Source organism: Streptomyces sp. NPDC051320 (assembly GCF_040682175.1).
Taxonomy (GTDB): Bacteria; Actinomycetota; Actinomycetes; order Streptomycetales; family Streptomycetaceae; genus Streptomyces.
Genome location: NZ_JBFBAL010000005.1, coordinates 244,352 through 259,808 on the forward strand (window position 1 = coordinate 244,352; position 15,457 = coordinate 259,808).

The following is a 15,457-nucleotide window of genomic DNA, read 5'->3' on the forward strand; positions in this document are numbered from 1 at the left end:
GAAGCGAACAGGGCGAGGAGCCGGGCGGATGCTGCGGCTCGGTGCGCTGCTGGGTGTGCCGGTGCTCCTGCTGTCGCTGGGCGGCGCGGTGCAGGCAACCGGAGCCACCTCGGTACGTGCAGCCCACGACGGGGGCTGGTACACAGCGTGGGCGGAGTCCCAACAGGACGCCGCGCCCTCGCCGTTGCGCAACCAGTCGGTTCGTTCCCTGACGCACCTGAGCCAGGGAGGGGACGCCGTTCGGATCCGTATCCAGAACCAGTTCGGCACGGAGCCACTCGAGATCGCCAGGGGCGCCGTGGCCCTCAGCGACGGGACGGGACCGGCGGTTCGCGGCGGTACCGGTCACACGCTCACCTTCCACGGCGACCGCTCGGTCACCGTGCCCGTGGGTGGCGAAGCGTGGAGCGATCCGGTCGGCCTCGGCACCGAACCGGAGGCCGATCTGGCGGTGAGTCTGTACGTACCGGGGACCGCCAGGCCCGGCCGCCACATTTCTGCGTTCCGTGACAACTACCTGACTCCGGCCGGCAGCGGTGACCACGTCCGGGACACCGACGGTGCGGCGTTCACCCAGACCGTCGGCTCGACGTACCTGGTCAGCGCGGTCGACGTGCACAACCCACGGCTCCGCGGAACGGTCGTCGCGTACGGCAGCTCGGTCGTGGACGGTACCGGCAGCACCAACTGCGGACCCGGCTGCACCACGAGCGGCAACAACCAGCGATGGACGGACGACCTTGCCCGGCGGGTGACCGGGGAATTGACCGCACATCAGCAGTTCACCCTCGCCAACGCCGGCATCGGCGGCACCACCAGCTCGGAAGAATGCCCCAGCGAACCCGCGGGCGTCGTGGGCCTGGAAGCGGCCCCGCGACTCGGCCGTGACGTCCTCGCTCTGCACGGCGTCACCGGTGTGATCTTCTTCTACGGAACCAACGACCTGGCGGACGGCTGCACCTCGGCCCAGATCATCGACAGTTACCGGCAGGTCTTCACTCGCCTGCACGGAGAGGGGATCAAGGTGTATGTGGTTCCGAGTACCCCGAGGCCCTCGTACACCGATCAGATGAACCGGTACCGCTGGGATGTCGGCATGTACGCCTCCAACCAGGGAAGCTGTGGCGGTGCGTGCGACGGCGTAATCGACTTCGACCAGGTCATCAAGGACCCGGTGCACCCCAACAGCATCAACCGGGTCTACGACAACGGCGACGGCATCCATGTGAACGTCGCCGGGCAGCAAGCGGAGGCGGATACGATCTCGCTGCCCCTGCTTCTCGCGTCGACCCGTCACTGAGCCAGTGTCAGCCCCGGGCCGTCGTGGAATCGAGCGCGATTTCCGCGACGGGCATGACGGAAAGGTGCACACTGACTCATGGCCCGTCAGCCCGCCCTCGATGACCTCGACCGCAAGATCCTTGCGGCGCTCGTAGCCAACGCCCGCGTGAGTTTCGTGGAGATCGGACAGGACATCGGGCTGTCGCCGGCCGCGGTGAAGCGGCGGGTGGACCGGCTCCGGGACACCGAGGTCATCACGGGCTTCACGACACTGGTGCGCCCCAGCGCGCTGGGCTGGCGCACCGAGGCCTATGTCGAGGTCTACTGCGAAAGCGCCGCACCGCCGCGCAGGCTGGCCGAAGTCGCCCGCACCTACCCGGAGGTCGTGGAGGCGATGACGGTCACCGGAGGCGCCGATGCCCTGATGCACATCAGAGCGGCGGACATGGAGCACTTCGAGGAGGTCCTGGAGCGCATCAGGGCCGAACCCTTCGTCCACCGGACCAACAGTGTCATGGTCCTGACGCACCTGTTGCCCGCCAATCAGGCGACGGATCTGACGACTGATCCGGTCGACGAAAAGAAACGCCACTGAACCGGGGCGGAACGCAACGAAGCTGCGCGTTCGCACAATCGACGGTCCTTGCCGTTCGGCACCATGGATTTCTACGATTGCTGGCAACCTCAGAGTTGTTTCGGCGGAAGGAAACCCCTGGTGCCGTCCATTCCTGTCGCGCGCCCGCGCCGTTACCTGCTGTGCGAACCACGTCATTTCGACGTGCGCTACACCATCAACCCCTGGATGGCCGACGGTGTCGAGGTAGATCGGGAGCGAGCCCTGGCCCAGTGGCGTGTCCTCGTCGACACCTACCGCCGCCTCGGCCACACCGTGGAGACGGTCGATCCGGTAGTCGATCTGCCCGACATGGTCTTCGCCGCCAACGGTGCTGTCGTCATGGGCGGACGAGTCCTCGGTTCCCGCTTCCACGCACCGCAGCGCCAACCGGAAGCGGCGGCCTTCGAGGCCTGGTTCAAGGACGCCGGATTCGACGTCCACGAACCCGAGTCCACCTGCGAGGGCGAGGGCGATCTGGTACCCGTCGGCCGATTCCTCATGGCGGGCACGGGATTTCGCACCGTTCCCACCGCGCATCAGGAAGCCCAGGAGTTTCTCGGCGTCCCCACGATCAGCCTGCGGCTGATCGACCCGTACTTCTACCACCTCGATACGGCGCTGTTCGCCCTGGACGACGAGAACATCGCGTACTACCCGGACGCCTTCTCGCCCGGCAGCCGGGAGGTGCTGCGCGCGCTCTACCCGGACGCGATCATCGCCACCCGTGAGGACGCGCTCACCTTCGGGCTCAACTCGGTGTCCGACGGCCGCCACGTCATCGTGGCGCCTCGGGCCACCGGGCTCATCAACCAGCTGGCGGGCCGTGGATACGTCCCCGTCCCCGTCGACCTGTCAGAACTGCACAAGGCCGGCGGCGGCGCCAAGTGCTGCACCCAGGAGGTACGAACCGCATGACCACGACCGCTCAGGATATGACCGCCCAGGACAGGACCGCACAGGACGCGACCGTTCGCCGTTCTTCGGGGGCCCTGATCGAGGCGGAGAAGGCCTGCGTCGCGCACAACTACCACCCGCTGCCCGTGGTCGTCTCACACGCGGAAGGCGCGTGGGTGCGGGACGTGGAAGGCCGTCGTTACCTCGACATGCTGGCCGGCTACTCGGCACTCAACTTCGGTCACCGCCACCCCGCCCTCATCGAGGCGGCCCGCAGTCAGCTCGACCACGTCACCCTGACCTCACGAGCCTTCCACAACGACCGCCTCGCCGGATTCGCCGAGGGTCTCGCCCAACTGACCGGGCTCGACATGACGCTTCCGATGAACACCGGAGCCGAAGCCGTGGAGAGCGCCGTCAAGATCGCTCGCAAATGGGCGTACGAGGTGAAGGGAGTCGCCGAGGACCGGGCGACCGTCATCGTCGCCTCCGGCAACTTCCACGGGCGCACCACCACCATCGTCAGCTTCTCCGACGACCCGACGGCGCGTACCGGCTTCGGCCCGTTCACCCCGGGATTTCGCACCGTTCCCTACGATGACCTGGCAGCCCTGGAGGCTGCCGTCGACGAGACGACGGCGGCTGTCCTCCTGGAGCCCATCCAGGGTGAGGCCGGCGTCCGCATCCCGAGCGACGGATACCTGGCGGGTGTCCGCGAACTGGCGAGCCGTCGAGGCATCCTGTTCATCGCCGACGAGATTCAGTCCGGCCTCGGCCGCACCGGCGCCACGCTGGCCGTGGAGCACGAGGGCGTGCTCCCCGACCTGCTCCTGCTGGGCAAGGCGCTCGGCGGTGGCATCGTTCCCGTTTCCGCGGTCGTCGGGCGCCGGGACGTGATGGGCGTCCTGCGTCCCGGCGAGCACGGTTCGACGTTCGGTGGCAACCCGCTGGCCGCCGCCGTCGGCACCGCGGTCGTCGACCTGCTGAACACCGGCGAGTTCCAGCAGCGTGCCGGCGACCTGGGCGGTGTGCTCACCGAGCGGCTGTCCCAACTGGTCGGCCGCGGGGTGCTCGCCTTCCGGGCCCGCGGACTGTGGGCAGGCGTCGATGTGGACCCGGCGATCGGCACGGGACGGGAGATCAGCGAACGGCTGCTCGCCGAGGGCATCCTGGTCAAGGACACCCACGGTTCGACGATCCGGCTGGCCCCGCCGCTGACTCTGACCCGGCAGGAGCTGGAATCGGCGCTCGATTCGCTGCAGAAGGTGCTTTACCGCCCTCGATGACCGCCGCTGGTGTGACGTTTCTGCGGCTCCGTGCGCTGAAAGGGACATGCCCGGTCGTGCAGACGGAGACGTGATGAGCGTGGTGGAAGTGATCTCGCAGGCCGATGAACGAGGCCTCGCGGTGAGCGGGCTCGCCTGCCTCGACCGCTGTGTGCCCTTGTTGTGCGCTGACGACGAGGTCCTGCGGCCGTTGTGGACAGGGCTCGCGAACGGAGGCAGAGGCTGGAGTGAAGGCCTGGGCTCCGCGCGGTCCGCGCCGGTGTGCCCGGGCACCGCGGTCGACGCGGGCCTGGTCAGGGCGGCGGAGCTCACTCGGACCATGCTCGACGAGGCGCCTGCCGATCTCCTTCCGTACCTTGAGGGCACGGCAGGCGCCTCCGCCCGTGGCCCGCTGTACGCCTGGGCCGACTCGTGTTCCGCTGCCGCGCTGGAGGTCCACCGGATTCTGTCCGGCACCTGCGATGCCACCTGGTCCGTGACCGCAGCACGTGAGGACGGCGCTCATGGCACGGCACCCCTCGTCGTGGCGGAACTCCGGCGTCAGAAACAGATCCTGGGGCTGCTCTCGGATCCAGGGCCCGGGGCCCTGCGCCGCGCTCTCGACCTGACGACGGAAGGCCGCCATGTCGTCCGTGCGGTGGTGTCGCGCCGGGCACGGGCCAGGTCCTGACGCCCCCGCTGCCGGTGCGCGGTTCGCCCGGCCTATGCCGAGGGTGTAGAAAGAGGTCATGGCCGGACGCTACGGCCGCCCGCGTTCGGTTCTCAGGATGCGAACTGTCGCAGGCCAGGTCTTTCTCCTGCAGGTGGCGATCGTGGTGCTGCTCGTCGCCGCCGCCCTGACCGCGCTCGTCCTGGAGTCCCGGGCCGACAGCAAACGGGAGGCCCGCAACCGGTCGGTCGCCGTGGCGCAGACCTTCGCGAACGCGCCCGGCATGGAGAAGGCACTGGCGAGCCCGGATCCGACTGCCGTGCTGCAGCCACGGGCCGAAGCCGCCCGCAAGGGATCCGGCGTCGACTTCGTCGTCGTGCTGAACCGGCAGGGAATCCGCTATACGCACCCCCTGACCAACCGGATCGGAAAGAAGTTCGTCGGTAACCTGCGGCCCGCGCTCGCCGGTCACGTCAGCACCGAAACGATCAACGGGACCATCGGGCCCCTGGTGCAGGCCGTGGTGCCCGTCTTCGGCCGAGACGGCAAGGTCGTGGGGATGGTGTCCGCCGGGATCACCATCGAACGAGTGAGCGGCGTCGTGACGGATCAGCTTCCCCTCCTGTTCGGCTCCGCCGGAGGCATCCTGCTTGTCACCACGGGTGGGACCGCGCTGGTGAGCAGGCGGCTGCGCCGGCAGACCCACGGCCTCGGGCCCACCGAGATGACCCGGATGTACGAGCACCACGACGCCGTCCTGCACGCCGTACGGGAAGGGGTGCTCATTGTCGGCGGCGAGGGCCGGCTGTTGCTCGCCAATGACGAGGCACGACGGCTGCTCGGCCTGTCGGCGGACGTCGAAGGGCGCTCGGTGACCGAGCTCGGTCTCGACCCGGTCGCCACCGAGCTGCTGGTCTCCGGAAGAGCCGCGACCGACGAGGTCCACCCCATCGGGGACCGGCTGCTCGCCGTGAACCAGCGCCCGACGGACCAGGACGGCGGCCCGCCCGGGAGCGTGGCGACGCTGCGTGACACCACCGATCTGCGGGCGCTCACCGGCAGGGCCGATGTGGCACGGGGACGGCTGAAGCTGTTGTACGACGCGGGCGCGGAGATCGGCACGACCCTCGACGTGGTGCGGACCTGCGAGGAACTGGCCGACTTCGCCGGGACCCGATTGGCCGATTTCGTCACCGTGGATCTGGCGGAGGCCGTGCTGCGGGGCGAGGAGCCGACGGCCAGGGGTGCGGGCGGCACCATGCGCCGTATGGCCTTCAGCGGCCTGCGGGAGGACACCGGGCTCTACCCGCTGGGCTCGGTGATCCGCTTCTTGCCGATCACGCCGATGGGTTCCGGTCTCCGCAGGGGCGAGGCGGTCCTGCAAGCGGACCTGGGTGCGCTCTCCGACTGGCAACAGCAGAATCCGGTACGGGCCCGGCAGCTGATCGAGTGCGGGATCCATTCCATGATCGCGGTGCCGCTGCGCGCCCGCGGTGTGGTCCTGGGAGTGGCCATGTTCTGGCGTTCCGAGCAGCCCGCACCATTCGAGGAGGAGGACCTGTCCCTGGCCGAGGAGCTTGTCGCCCGCGCCGCGGTGAGTATCGACAACGCACGCCGCTACACCCGCGAGCACACCATGGCCGTGACCTTGCAGCGCAGCCTGCTGCCACGCGGTCTGCCCGAACAGAACGCCATCGACGCCGCCTACCGGTACCTTCCCGCGCAGGCTGGGCTCGGCGGGCTCGGGGGAGTGGGCGGGGACTGGTTCGACATCATCCCGCTGCCCGGAGCCCGGGTGGCCCTGGTGGTGGGCGACGTGGTGGGGCACGGACTCCACGCCGCCGCGACCATGGGACGGTTGCGTACCGCCGTCCACAACTTCTCCACCCTGGACCTGCCGCCCGATGAACTGCTGTGGCATCTCGACGAACTCGTGGCGGGGATCGACCAGGAGGAGGCACTCGACGGCGCCGACGCGGGGGTCACCGGCGCCACCTGCCTCTACGCGATCTACGATCCGGTGTCCGGACGCTGCACCATGGCCCGGGCCGGGCACCTCCAGCCGGTGATCGTCCATCAGGACGGCACCGCGGCATTCGCAGACGTCCCCGGCGGCCCACCGCTCGGTCTCGGGGGCCTTCCCTTCGAGACGACGGAAGTACAGCTCCCGGAGAACAGCCGGCTGGTCCTCTACACGGACGGACTCGTCGAGGACCGGCACCGCGACATCGACGAAGGGCTGGGACTCCTCCGGCGCACTCTCGCCGACCACGCCGACCGGACGCCTGAGGAGACCTGCGAGGCCGTCCTGCGCGTCCTTGTCCCCAAACGAGCCCGCGACGACATCGCGCTGCTCGTCGGCCGTACCCGTCGGCTGGACGCCGCGGACGTGGCCGAATGGGAGGTTCCGTCCGATCCGTCAGCAGTGTCCCGGATACGGGTCGACGTCACCGGCAAGCTGGCCGAGTGGGGTCTCACCGAAGCGGCGTTCACCACCGAGCTGATCCTCAGCGAACTGGTCACCAACGCCATCCGCTACGCCACCGGACCCATCGGCGTACGACTCGTCCGGGACCGCGCTCTCATCTGCGAGGTCTCCGACCGCAGCAGCACCTCGCCCCATCTGCGGCAGGCAGCCACCACCGACGAAGGCGGCCGCGGGCTGTTCCTCGTTTCCCAGTTCGCCGACCGGTGGGGGACCCGCTACACCCGCGACGGCAAGGTCATCTGGGCCGAACAGACACTGCTGGCGCATCGCGACTGACTCGCTGCACCAGCGTCGAGGACTGCGATCGCGGCTCACCTGCGCCGGCCCTGGCCGGAACAGACCCACGACGGAACACGGGGTCAGGAACGGGAGCCGGGGGCGTGATCGCCCCGCGCCGCGTTCTTCTCCTTGATACGCACCGTTTCCTTGCGGACCTCGGCCTGGGTGGCACGTTCTTTCCGCAGCCAGTCGGGAAGGTCCTCCTTCAGTGCCTCGATCTTCTCCGTGGTGAGGGCCTCCGTGACTCCGCCGCGGGCGAGACCAGCGATGGAGACACCGAGCTTCGCCGCGACCACCGGCCGGGGATGCGGGCCGACCCGGCGCAGTTCCAGCAGCCACTCCGGCGGATCCGTCTGCAGTGCGGCGAGCTCGTCGCGCGAGACGACCCCCTCCTGGAACTCCGCGGGAGTGGCCTCGAGATACACACCCAGCTTCTTCGCCGCGGTTGATGGCTTCATCGTCTGGGTCTTCTGGTGCGACGTCATGGTGTCAAGAGTATCGAGCGTGTACGGGGCCGCTGACCACGACCGGTAACCTGGCGGGGTGACCGGCTCGGAAGAACCCCCCTCGTTCCGCCTCGCGTACGTCCCCGGCGTGACACCCACGAAGTGGGTGCGGATCTGGAACGAGCGGCTGCCGGACGTCCCTCTGACCCTCGTCGCGGTGCCCGCCGCCGAAGCAGCCGCGCTGCTCCGGGACGGCGGGGCCGACGCGGGCTTCGTACGGTTGCCGATCGACCGGACGGACCTCAGCGCGATCCCCCTGTACACCGAGACGACGGTGGTCGTGGTCCCGAAGGATCATGTTGTGGCGGCCGTCGACGAGGTGTCCGTGGCGGAGCTGGCCGACGACATCGTCCTGCACCCCCTCGACGACACCCTCGACTGGGAGCACCGGCCCGGGCAGCCCGCGAACGAGCGCCCGGCCACGACGGCGGACGCCGTGGAACTGGTGGCGGCGGGGGTGGGACTGCTCCTCGTCCCCCAGTCGCTCGCCCGGCTGCACCACCGCAAGGACCTCACCTATCGGCCCATACGGGACGTCCCCGAGTCCCGCGTCGCCCTGTCGTGGCCGCAGGACGAAACCACCGAACTGGTGGAGGACTTCATCGGGATCGTCCGCGGGCGAACCGTCAACAGTTCACGGGGCCGCCAGGTGACCCCGCAGCAGCCCCCACGTAAGCGCGAAACAGGCGGCGCCCGACTGAAGCCGGCCGCAGGCAGGTCGACCGGCAAGAATCCGCGCAGCGGCTCCGGCGGCGGACAGGGCGGCAAGCGAGGCAAACCTCGCCGCCGGTCGTAGCCACGCCCTCGAGCACGGCCGCCGGGAACGAAATCAAGGTGATCGTCGGCGAGCGGTCGGCGAGACTGACACGGTGCAGCACAACGAGGAGCAGCCGTTGTCCGGCGGGAACGTCAGCGCCGAAGTCGTCCGCGTCGGCGACACGGTACGCCGTCCCGCGGGCCCGTGGACCCCTGCGGTGCACGCACTGCTCACCCATCTCCACGAGAGCGGCTTCCGTGCGGCGCCGCGCCCCCTCGGCATCGACGATCAGGGCCGGGAAGTCCTGACCTTCGTGCCGGGCAACGTCGTGTGGCCCGCTCGGTTCGCCTCGATGCGGCCCGCCCGGCGGCTGGCGCGCGTCGCACGACTCATCAGGGATTTCCACGACGCCGTGCAGGACTTCACGCCACCGTCCGACGCCCAGTGGCAGGTGCTCATCCCTGCTGAGGGAGCCACTGACGAAGCCGGCATCATCGCCCATCAGGACCTGGCGCCCTGGAACCTCGTGGTCTCCGAGCAGGACGACTGGGCCTTCATCGACTGGGACACCGCCGCCCCCGGCTCCCGCCTGTGGGATGTCGCCTATGCGATGCACGGCTTCATCCCGCTGTCGGCGCACCCCGACTGGCAGTGTGCCGACGCCGGCGCCCGGCTGCGGGTCTTCGCCGATGCCTACGGTCTCGATGAGGCCGAACGACGTCAACTCGTACCTCTGCTCGGCCGACGCACCCGTTCCATGCACGACTTCCTCCGCGGCCAAGCCGCCCGCGGCAACCAGCCTTGGACGACCCTCTGGGCGGGGGGCCACGGAGATGCCTGGCGCGGCGACGCCGCATACATCGAACAGCGCGAAGAACACTGGGAGCGGGTCTTGCTCGCCGGATGACGACGGTGTCCCGGGGGAGGGCCGGTGCGGCTGACGTCATGACGTGCGGCCCGCCTCTCACTTCAGAGTCGCTCGCCGGTCTCCTCGGCCTCAGCTCGGATTTCCGACCGGGCCGTGTCCAGACGCGCCCGCTGCTCAGCGGTCAGTTCCAGCTCCACCGCGTCCAGCGCCTCGTCCAGTTGCGAGATGCGGCTGACACCGATCACCGGTACGACAGCCGGCGAATCTCCCAGCATCCAGGCGTACACGACCTGATTGGGCGTGGCATCAGCCTCCGCCGCCACCTCGGCCAGAACCTTCAGCGCGTGTGCTGTACCGGAATGCTGGTACTCGGCAGGCAGTGCCTTGGCCGGCTCGGTGTACGCGCCGTTCAGCAGCGCACCGTAGGCTAGGACCGTCAGGTCGGGCCGACTGCGCGCGTAAGCGAGCATCGGCTCGTCCAGGGCGACCTGGTAATCGAAATCCGCCTCCGGGCCGGGCCGCAGGTAGGTGTGCCGCTGTTGCAGTGCCCCATAGCCGGGTACGCGCATCAGCCGGGCCAATTCACGGGCACGAGTGAAGCGCTCAACTCCCTGGTTGCTCATACCCACCACTTCGGCCAGACCGTCCTCGATCAGCCCGGCGAAAGCGGCGACGGTCTCCTCCAGCGCGGTGGACGGGTCGTCCACATGCCCGTAAACAAGCTCGACGCGATCGGTGCGGAGGCGCTGCAGGCTGCCGCCGATCGCCTTGCGGACGGCGCCCGCCGACAGCCCCTCCCGATTGGCCGGCCAGGCTCCCGCCCCTGCGGGCAGGGCGCCGAGCTTCGTGGCCAGCACCATCTCCTCGCGGTTGCCGCGCGCGGCCAGCCAGCGGCCGAGCAGACGCTCGCTGTCGCCGCCGTCGCTGCCCGCACGCCAGAAGCAGTAGCAGTTCGCGGTGTCGACGAAGGTGCCGCCGCGCTCGACGAATCGATCCAGCAGGGCGAAGGACGTCGTCTCGTCGACGGCTGAACCGAGCGGCAGGGTGCCCAGACACAGTGCGGAAACCTGACGGGTGCCCAGGGTGCGGTAACGCATGGATGGCCTCTTCTCCGGATCGTCTGCTCGTGCTGCACTTCGATGCTCACAACTGGAGCGCGCTCCAGGTCAAGTACCGGCAGAATGCGAGGCATGACCAACACCGCCCCGCACTACCTGACTCCGGCCCAGACCGCCGAGCAGTCCGGTTTCACGCTCGACACGCTGCGCTACTACGAGCGCATCGGCCTGTTGTCCGGGGTGGGCCGGGCTCCCAGCGGACACCGCCGGTTCACGGAGGACGATCTCCAGTGGCTCGGCATCCTTCGTTGCCTGCGTGACACCGGGATGCCCATCGCTGACATGCGCCACTACGCCCAACTGGCCCGCGCGGGAGACACGGAGTCACTGGCCGAGCGGATAGCGCTGCTGGAGAAGCACGACACGTCGGTCCAGCAGCAGATGGCACTGCTGCAAGCTCAGCGGAAGCACCTGAGGGACAAGATCGACTACTACCGTTCCGTACTGCCGCACTGATCGGACCTAGGGGGCACGGCCCGGCGGGTCACGACGACTGGACGGGGCGCCCGTCCTGCGGAGCGGCGACGCTGCGCTCGTGCAGGTGAGCGTGGGCCATGAGGCCGAGAAGGACGACTACGAGCACGGCCGAGGAGCCTGCCGTGCCCAGGTCGAGTCCGCCCTTGGCAGCCGGTTTGGTGAGGAAGTCGCCGGCCGTGGCCCCCAGGGGACGGGTGAGGATGAACGCGATCCAGAAGAGCGCCACGTTGGGGACCGCCGGCACCCGCACAAGAGTGGCGAGCACGGTCAGCAACCCCGTCACGAGCAGGGCGCCACCGGCGTAGCCGAGGCCGGAACTGTCGGACAGGAAGTCGCCCATGGACGTGCCCAGCGTGTTCGACACCAGGATCGCGGACCAGAAGAGGGCCTCGCCACGGAAGGTGACGATGTCTCTGATCGCGAACGTCTGCCCGGTGATCCGCCAAGCGACGAAGAGGGCGACCAGCAGGGAGAGCAGGATCGCCGCTCCCGTGGGATACCCCAGATCGAGGCCCTGCGGTCCCCAGCCGAGCGAGGTCGCACCCGCCGTGAGGAACTTGGCACTGGCGTCACGGTTCATGAAGTCGGAGGTGGTGGTGCCGGCCATGCTGGTGGACAGGATGACCGTCCAGTAGAAGAACGGGTTGTAGCGCCTGGACCGCAGTTGGACCACCAGCGTCACCACGAACACCAGGAACAGTGCGAGGGTGGTGAGGAAGTAGCCCAGTTGCAACGTCTGAGAGAGCAGGTCTCCCGCCGTCTCGCCGAGCGTGGTAGCGGCGATCTTCATGATCCAGAAGGCCGGAGTGACCTCAGGAAGCTTCTTCGTCACGTACAGGCTCTCACCGGAGATGTCCGCCTCGGCGAGAGATTCCGACTGTCCCACAGCGCACTCCCGGTTTACTTTTTGCTGCATCGCTGTGACGCACCGTAGTCGTCTACGTGTCTGTAGACAAATGGACGCGCGGTGGGAGTCTGCGCCTCAGAGCACCTCGGTGAAGGTCACCGTGCGTTCCGTGAGCAGCGGCCGCACACATTCCACATTGAGCTCGACGAAGTGGTCCGCCTTCGTGTGCGCGTCGAAGGCGGCACGGTCGGTGTACTGCTCGTACAGCACGAAACAGCCGGGCCGGTCCGCCTCGGCGTGCACCACGTACGCCAGGTTGCCCGGTTCGGCCAGCGTGCGCTCCCGCAGCTTCAGCAGCGCGGCACGAACCGTGGTCACGTCGGCGGGTTCGCAGCGGTAGTGGGCGATGACGGCGAATGCCATGGTGCTGTCTCCAATGCGGGCACGGGGCGTAGCGATGTCACTACCAGCATGATCGCGTACGCCCGTGCGCAAGGCTCGTCAGTCGACATGCCGCAGCCCTGCGGCCGTGAGCGGCTCGCGCATCGTGTACATGCCCGGCTGCAGCAGTACGGTGACCGCGGGGCGGCAGAGCCTGGCGCCGGGGTAGACCGGCCGCAGGTAAGGGCGCATCAGACCGTCCCGGTCGGTCCCTACATCTGCGGGGCGCGGGCCACCGTCGTGCTTTGCCGCTCGATCAGGCCGGGGAGCGGCACCTGCACCGTTCGCGCGGACCCGCCGTCCAGCAGCGAGGCGAGTTCCTGCGCTGCGGTCCGGCCGAAGGCGATCGTGTCCCGGGACAGTGCGGTCAGCCACGGCACGGCCAACCGGCACAGGGCCGAGTCCTCCCACGAGACGACGGAGACATCGCCCGGAACGGAGAAGCCGAGTGCCGCGGCTCCGGCCGCGCCCGCAGCTGCCATCACATCGTTGTCGTAGATCAGCGCGGTCGGCGGGGAGTCGCCCTCGAGCACTCCACGGGTGGCCGCCGCGCCCTCGGTGTCGGAGTAATCCGTGGTCACCGACCTGGCTTCGACCAGCCCGCGCCGGTCGGCCTCCGCCCGCAGGGATCGGATGCGCCGGTCGGTGTGTGCGAGGGAGGGCAGCCCCGCGATGTGCACGATGCGGCGGTGCCCCAATGCGTGCAACCGCTCGACGATGGACGCCATGGCGCCCGCGTCATCGACGCGCACCTGGGAGAGTCCCGGATGTGCGCCGGTGTCACTGCCGGGCAGCGCCCCGATGACGACGCCGGGCAGCCCGAGTTCGTCCAGCAGGGCGGGGCGGGGGTCATCCGTTCTGGGATCCACCACCAGTACCCCGTCGACCCGGTGCTCGGCCCACCAGCGCCGGTAGACCGCGCATTCCGCCACCACGTCCTCCACCACCTGGAACAGCAGACCGAGTTGGCGCTGAGCGAGGACCTCCTGGATACCGGAGATCAGCTGCAGGAAGAACGAGTCGACTCCCAGGGTCGCCGCCGGACGCGCCACCACGATGCCCACCGTGGCCGAACCCTCGCCGGAGAGCGCGCGGGCAGCGGTGCTCGGCCGCCAGCCCAACTGCTCGGCCACCCGCCGAACGCGGTCGCGTGTCACCTCCGAGACGCCTGGCCGGTCGTTGAGCGCGAACGAGACCGCGCTCTCCGAGACCCCCGCGCGCTGGGCGATGTCCTTCATGGTCGGACGGCGCGCAGGCGTGCGCCGGGCCGTTGGGCCCGTTCCGGGCGGCGAACCGGCGCCTGCCGACGGCTGCTTCCCTGCCATCCGTGTCCCACTCTCTCCGGTTGGGCCGGCCATGCCTCGCGGCACCCCTGTGCTGCTCACCTGGGCATCTTAAGTGCTCGATTCTTCGGCGTGTCCCTGGTGAGACTAAAGCGCTTGAGTCACCGTATTCTAAAGCGCTTTAGTCACCGACGGAAGGCACCTGGTCATATAGCTCTGACCTGCACGCTTGTGGGGCCGTAGACCTGCTTGGAAGCGAATGTATTGACTTTCTCAGAAGAGCATTGCAAGGTCTGCTGGGCGTGAGCAGCCGACGGTACGCAGATTTCGGCTCGCCGCCCGTATGCCTGGTCCGAGCAAAGGAGCCGTCCACCGTGCGCATCCCTCGCAGAGCAGCCGCTGCTGCCGTCGTACTCGCCACCGTCCTGCCGCTCAGCGCATGCGGAGGAGGCGGCGACGGCGACGCGTCCGACGCCTCCGGCAAGGTCGAAGGCAACATCACCTTCCAGACCTGGAACCTGCAGGCCAACTTCAAGGGTTACTTCAACGGCCTGATCGCGGACTTCGAGAAGAAGTACCCCGACACCCATGTGAAGTGGGTCGACCGGCCCGGCGAGGGATATGCCGACAAGATCAGCGCCGATGCCGCCGGCGGAACGCTGCCGGACGTCGTCAATGTGTCGCCCGACCTGGTCGCGCCGCTCGCCAAGGCGGGTCTCGCCCTGGACCTGGACAAAGCAGCCCCCCAATACCGCAAGGAGTACCTGGACGGTGCTTGGAAAGCCCACCAAGTACCGGGCATGCAGGGTACGTACGCCTTCCCCTGGTATCTGAACACCGGGCCGATGTTCTACAACAAGCGCCTGTTCAAGGAGGCCGGACTCGACCCCGAGAAGCCGCCCACCACGTACGACGAGATCTTCGCCGACGGCCTGCAGCTCGCGAAGAAGAGCAAGGGCAAGGTCGCCACGCTCGCGAACGTCCCCACCATCGAGGACTTCGGCCGGTACGGCGGGCAGCTGATGAACAAGGCAGGCACCGGCTTCGCGTTCAACGACTCGAAGGGGGTCGAGCTCCTCACGCACTACAAGGAGTTGTACGACGCCAAGGCGCTCGACCCGCAGGCGCTGACCGCCACCCCGGAGTCCTCCGGGCACAAGTTCCTCACCGAATCCGTGGCCATGAACCCCGGCAGTGCCCTGGACCTGGCCAACTTCAAGAAGCAGGCGCCGAGCCTGTACAAGAACATCGGGATCACCGACCAGGTCAGTAACACGGGCAACGCCAACATGTACGTCATGGGGGTCATGGTGAACTCACGCACGAAGCACAAGCCCGCAGCTGTCGCCTTCGCGCACTACGTGACCGATGCCACCAGGCAGATGGAGTTCGCGAAGAAGGTCGCCATCTTCCCGAGCACCGCGGGATCCCTGAACGACCCGTACTTCACCAAGGAGGACGGAACCGACGAGACCCGTGTCCGCATCGCCGCGGCCAAGTCGCTGAAGACGGCCGTCAATTACACACCCGTTCTCTTCAGTGAGCAGATGAAGACCGCGCTGCGCAACGAGATCGCCAAGGCGCTGCAGGGGAAGCAGAGCCCCAAGGAAGCTCTTGACAACGCTATCAAGGCCTGTGACCGGCTACTGCAGCAGAGCTGAGCCACC

General features: G+C 68.5%; 15 protein-coding genes and 1 pseudogene. 10 read left to right on the plus strand and 6 right to left on the minus strand.

Annotation, left to right across the window (positions count from 1 at the left end; genetic code table 11):
• Positions 1-28: 28 nt before the first annotated feature.
• The 6 genes from AB0M87_RS13860 (at position 29) to AB0M87_RS13885 (ending at position 7,490) form a co-directional block, all read left to right on the plus strand.
• The gene (locus tag AB0M87_RS13860) at positions 29-1,300 is read left to right on the plus strand and encodes a GDSL-type esterase/lipase family protein (RefSeq protein WP_365852312.1); all 1,272 of its coding nucleotides are present in this window, start codon (positions 29-31) and stop codon (positions 1,298-1,300) included.
• Between the two features lie 78 nt (positions 1,301-1,378).
• A complete protein-coding gene (locus AB0M87_RS13865) occupies positions 1,379-1,876 on the plus strand; it encodes an Lrp/AsnC family transcriptional regulator (protein ID WP_365852314.1) in 498 nt (165 codons plus the stop codon).
• A 120-nt stretch (positions 1,877-1,996) separates the two neighbouring features.
• Complete coding sequence (ddaH, locus tag AB0M87_RS13870) at positions 1,997-2,812, plus strand: dimethylargininase (protein ID WP_365852316.1); 816 nt, start codon at positions 1,997-1,999, stop codon at positions 2,810-2,812.
• 17 nt (positions 2,813-2,829) lie between these two features.
• Complete coding sequence (rocD, locus tag AB0M87_RS13875) at positions 2,830-4,077, plus strand: ornithine--oxo-acid transaminase (protein WP_365852681.1); 1,248 nt, start codon at positions 2,830-2,832, stop codon at positions 4,075-4,077.
• Positions 4,078-4,150: 73 nt separating this feature from the next.
• Positions 4,151-4,747 (plus strand): hypothetical protein, encoded by a 597-nt coding sequence (locus AB0M87_RS13880; protein ID WP_365852318.1) that lies wholly within the window; start codon positions 4,151-4,153, stop codon positions 4,745-4,747.
• Positions 4,748-4,805: 58 nt separating this feature from the next.
• The gene (locus AB0M87_RS13885; RefSeq protein ID WP_365852320.1) at positions 4,806-7,490 is read left to right on the plus strand and encodes a SpoIIE family protein phosphatase; all 2,685 of its coding nucleotides are present in this window, start codon (positions 4,806-4,808) and stop codon (positions 7,488-7,490) included.
• Positions 7,491-7,573: 83 nt separating this feature from the next.
• Here the strand turns inward: AB0M87_RS13885 and AB0M87_RS13890 are convergent, their stop codons facing one another.
• A complete protein-coding gene (locus tag AB0M87_RS13890) occupies positions 7,574-7,978 on the minus strand; it encodes a DUF5997 family protein (protein WP_365852322.1) in 405 nt (134 codons plus the stop codon).
• Positions 7,979-8,036: 58 nt separating this feature from the next.
• On the opposite strand from AB0M87_RS13890, the gene AB0M87_RS13895 reads away from it, so the two are divergent.
• Positions 8,037-8,795: a LysR substrate-binding domain-containing protein gene (locus AB0M87_RS13895; protein ID WP_365852324.1), complete on the plus strand. Its 759-nt coding sequence runs from the start codon at positions 8,037-8,039 to the stop codon at positions 8,793-8,795.
• A 73-nt stretch (positions 8,796-8,868) separates the two neighbouring features.
• Positions 8,869-9,663 carry an aminoglycoside phosphotransferase family protein gene (locus AB0M87_RS13900; protein WP_365852326.1) on the plus strand — a complete coding sequence of 265 codons (795 nt, stop codon included), beginning with the start codon at positions 8,869-8,871 and terminating at the stop codon, positions 9,661-9,663.
• A 62-nt stretch (positions 9,664-9,725) separates the two neighbouring features.
• On the opposite strand, the gene AB0M87_RS13905 is transcribed toward AB0M87_RS13900, so the two are convergent.
• Positions 9,726-10,721, minus strand: a complete 996-nt coding sequence (locus tag AB0M87_RS13905) for an aldo/keto reductase (RefSeq protein ID WP_365852328.1) — start codon at positions 10,719-10,721, stop codon at positions 9,726-9,728.
• A 93-nt stretch (positions 10,722-10,814) separates the two neighbouring features.
• Between AB0M87_RS13905 and AB0M87_RS13910 the strand changes: the two genes are divergently transcribed.
• Positions 10,815-11,198, plus strand: a complete 384-nt coding sequence (locus AB0M87_RS13910) for a MerR family transcriptional regulator (RefSeq protein ID WP_365852330.1) — start codon at positions 10,815-10,817, stop codon at positions 11,196-11,198.
• A gap of 28 nt (positions 11,199-11,226) precedes the next feature.
• On the opposite strand, the gene AB0M87_RS13915 is transcribed toward AB0M87_RS13910, so the two are convergent.
• From AB0M87_RS13915 to AB0M87_RS13930, 4 genes and pseudogenes are all read right to left on the minus strand, one after another.
• Positions 11,227-12,105, minus strand: coding sequence for a hypothetical protein (locus AB0M87_RS13915; protein WP_365852332.1), 879 nt, complete (start codon positions 12,103-12,105; stop codon positions 11,227-11,229).
• Positions 12,106-12,201: 96 nt separating this feature from the next.
• Positions 12,202-12,489, minus strand: coding sequence for a putative quinol monooxygenase (locus AB0M87_RS13920; protein WP_365852334.1), 288 nt, complete (start codon positions 12,487-12,489; stop codon positions 12,202-12,204).
• Between the two features lie 132 nt (positions 12,490-12,621).
• A pseudogene (locus AB0M87_RS13925) lies at positions 12,622-12,711 on the minus strand (4-carboxy-4-hydroxy-2-oxoadipate aldolase/oxaloacetate decarboxylase); the annotation flags it as partial.
• Positions 12,712-12,719: 8 nt separating this feature from the next.
• Positions 12,720-13,745: a LacI family DNA-binding transcriptional regulator gene (locus tag AB0M87_RS13930; protein ID WP_365852336.1), complete on the minus strand. Its 1,026-nt coding sequence runs from the start codon at positions 13,743-13,745 to the stop codon at positions 12,720-12,722.
• A 419-nt stretch (positions 13,746-14,164) separates the two neighbouring features.
• On the opposite strand from AB0M87_RS13930, the gene AB0M87_RS13935 reads away from it, so the two are divergent.
• Positions 14,165-15,451 (plus strand): extracellular solute-binding protein, encoded by a 1,287-nt coding sequence (locus AB0M87_RS13935; protein WP_365852338.1) that lies wholly within the window; start codon positions 14,165-14,167, stop codon positions 15,449-15,451.
• The last annotated feature ends 6 nt before the right edge of the window (positions 15,452-15,457 follow it).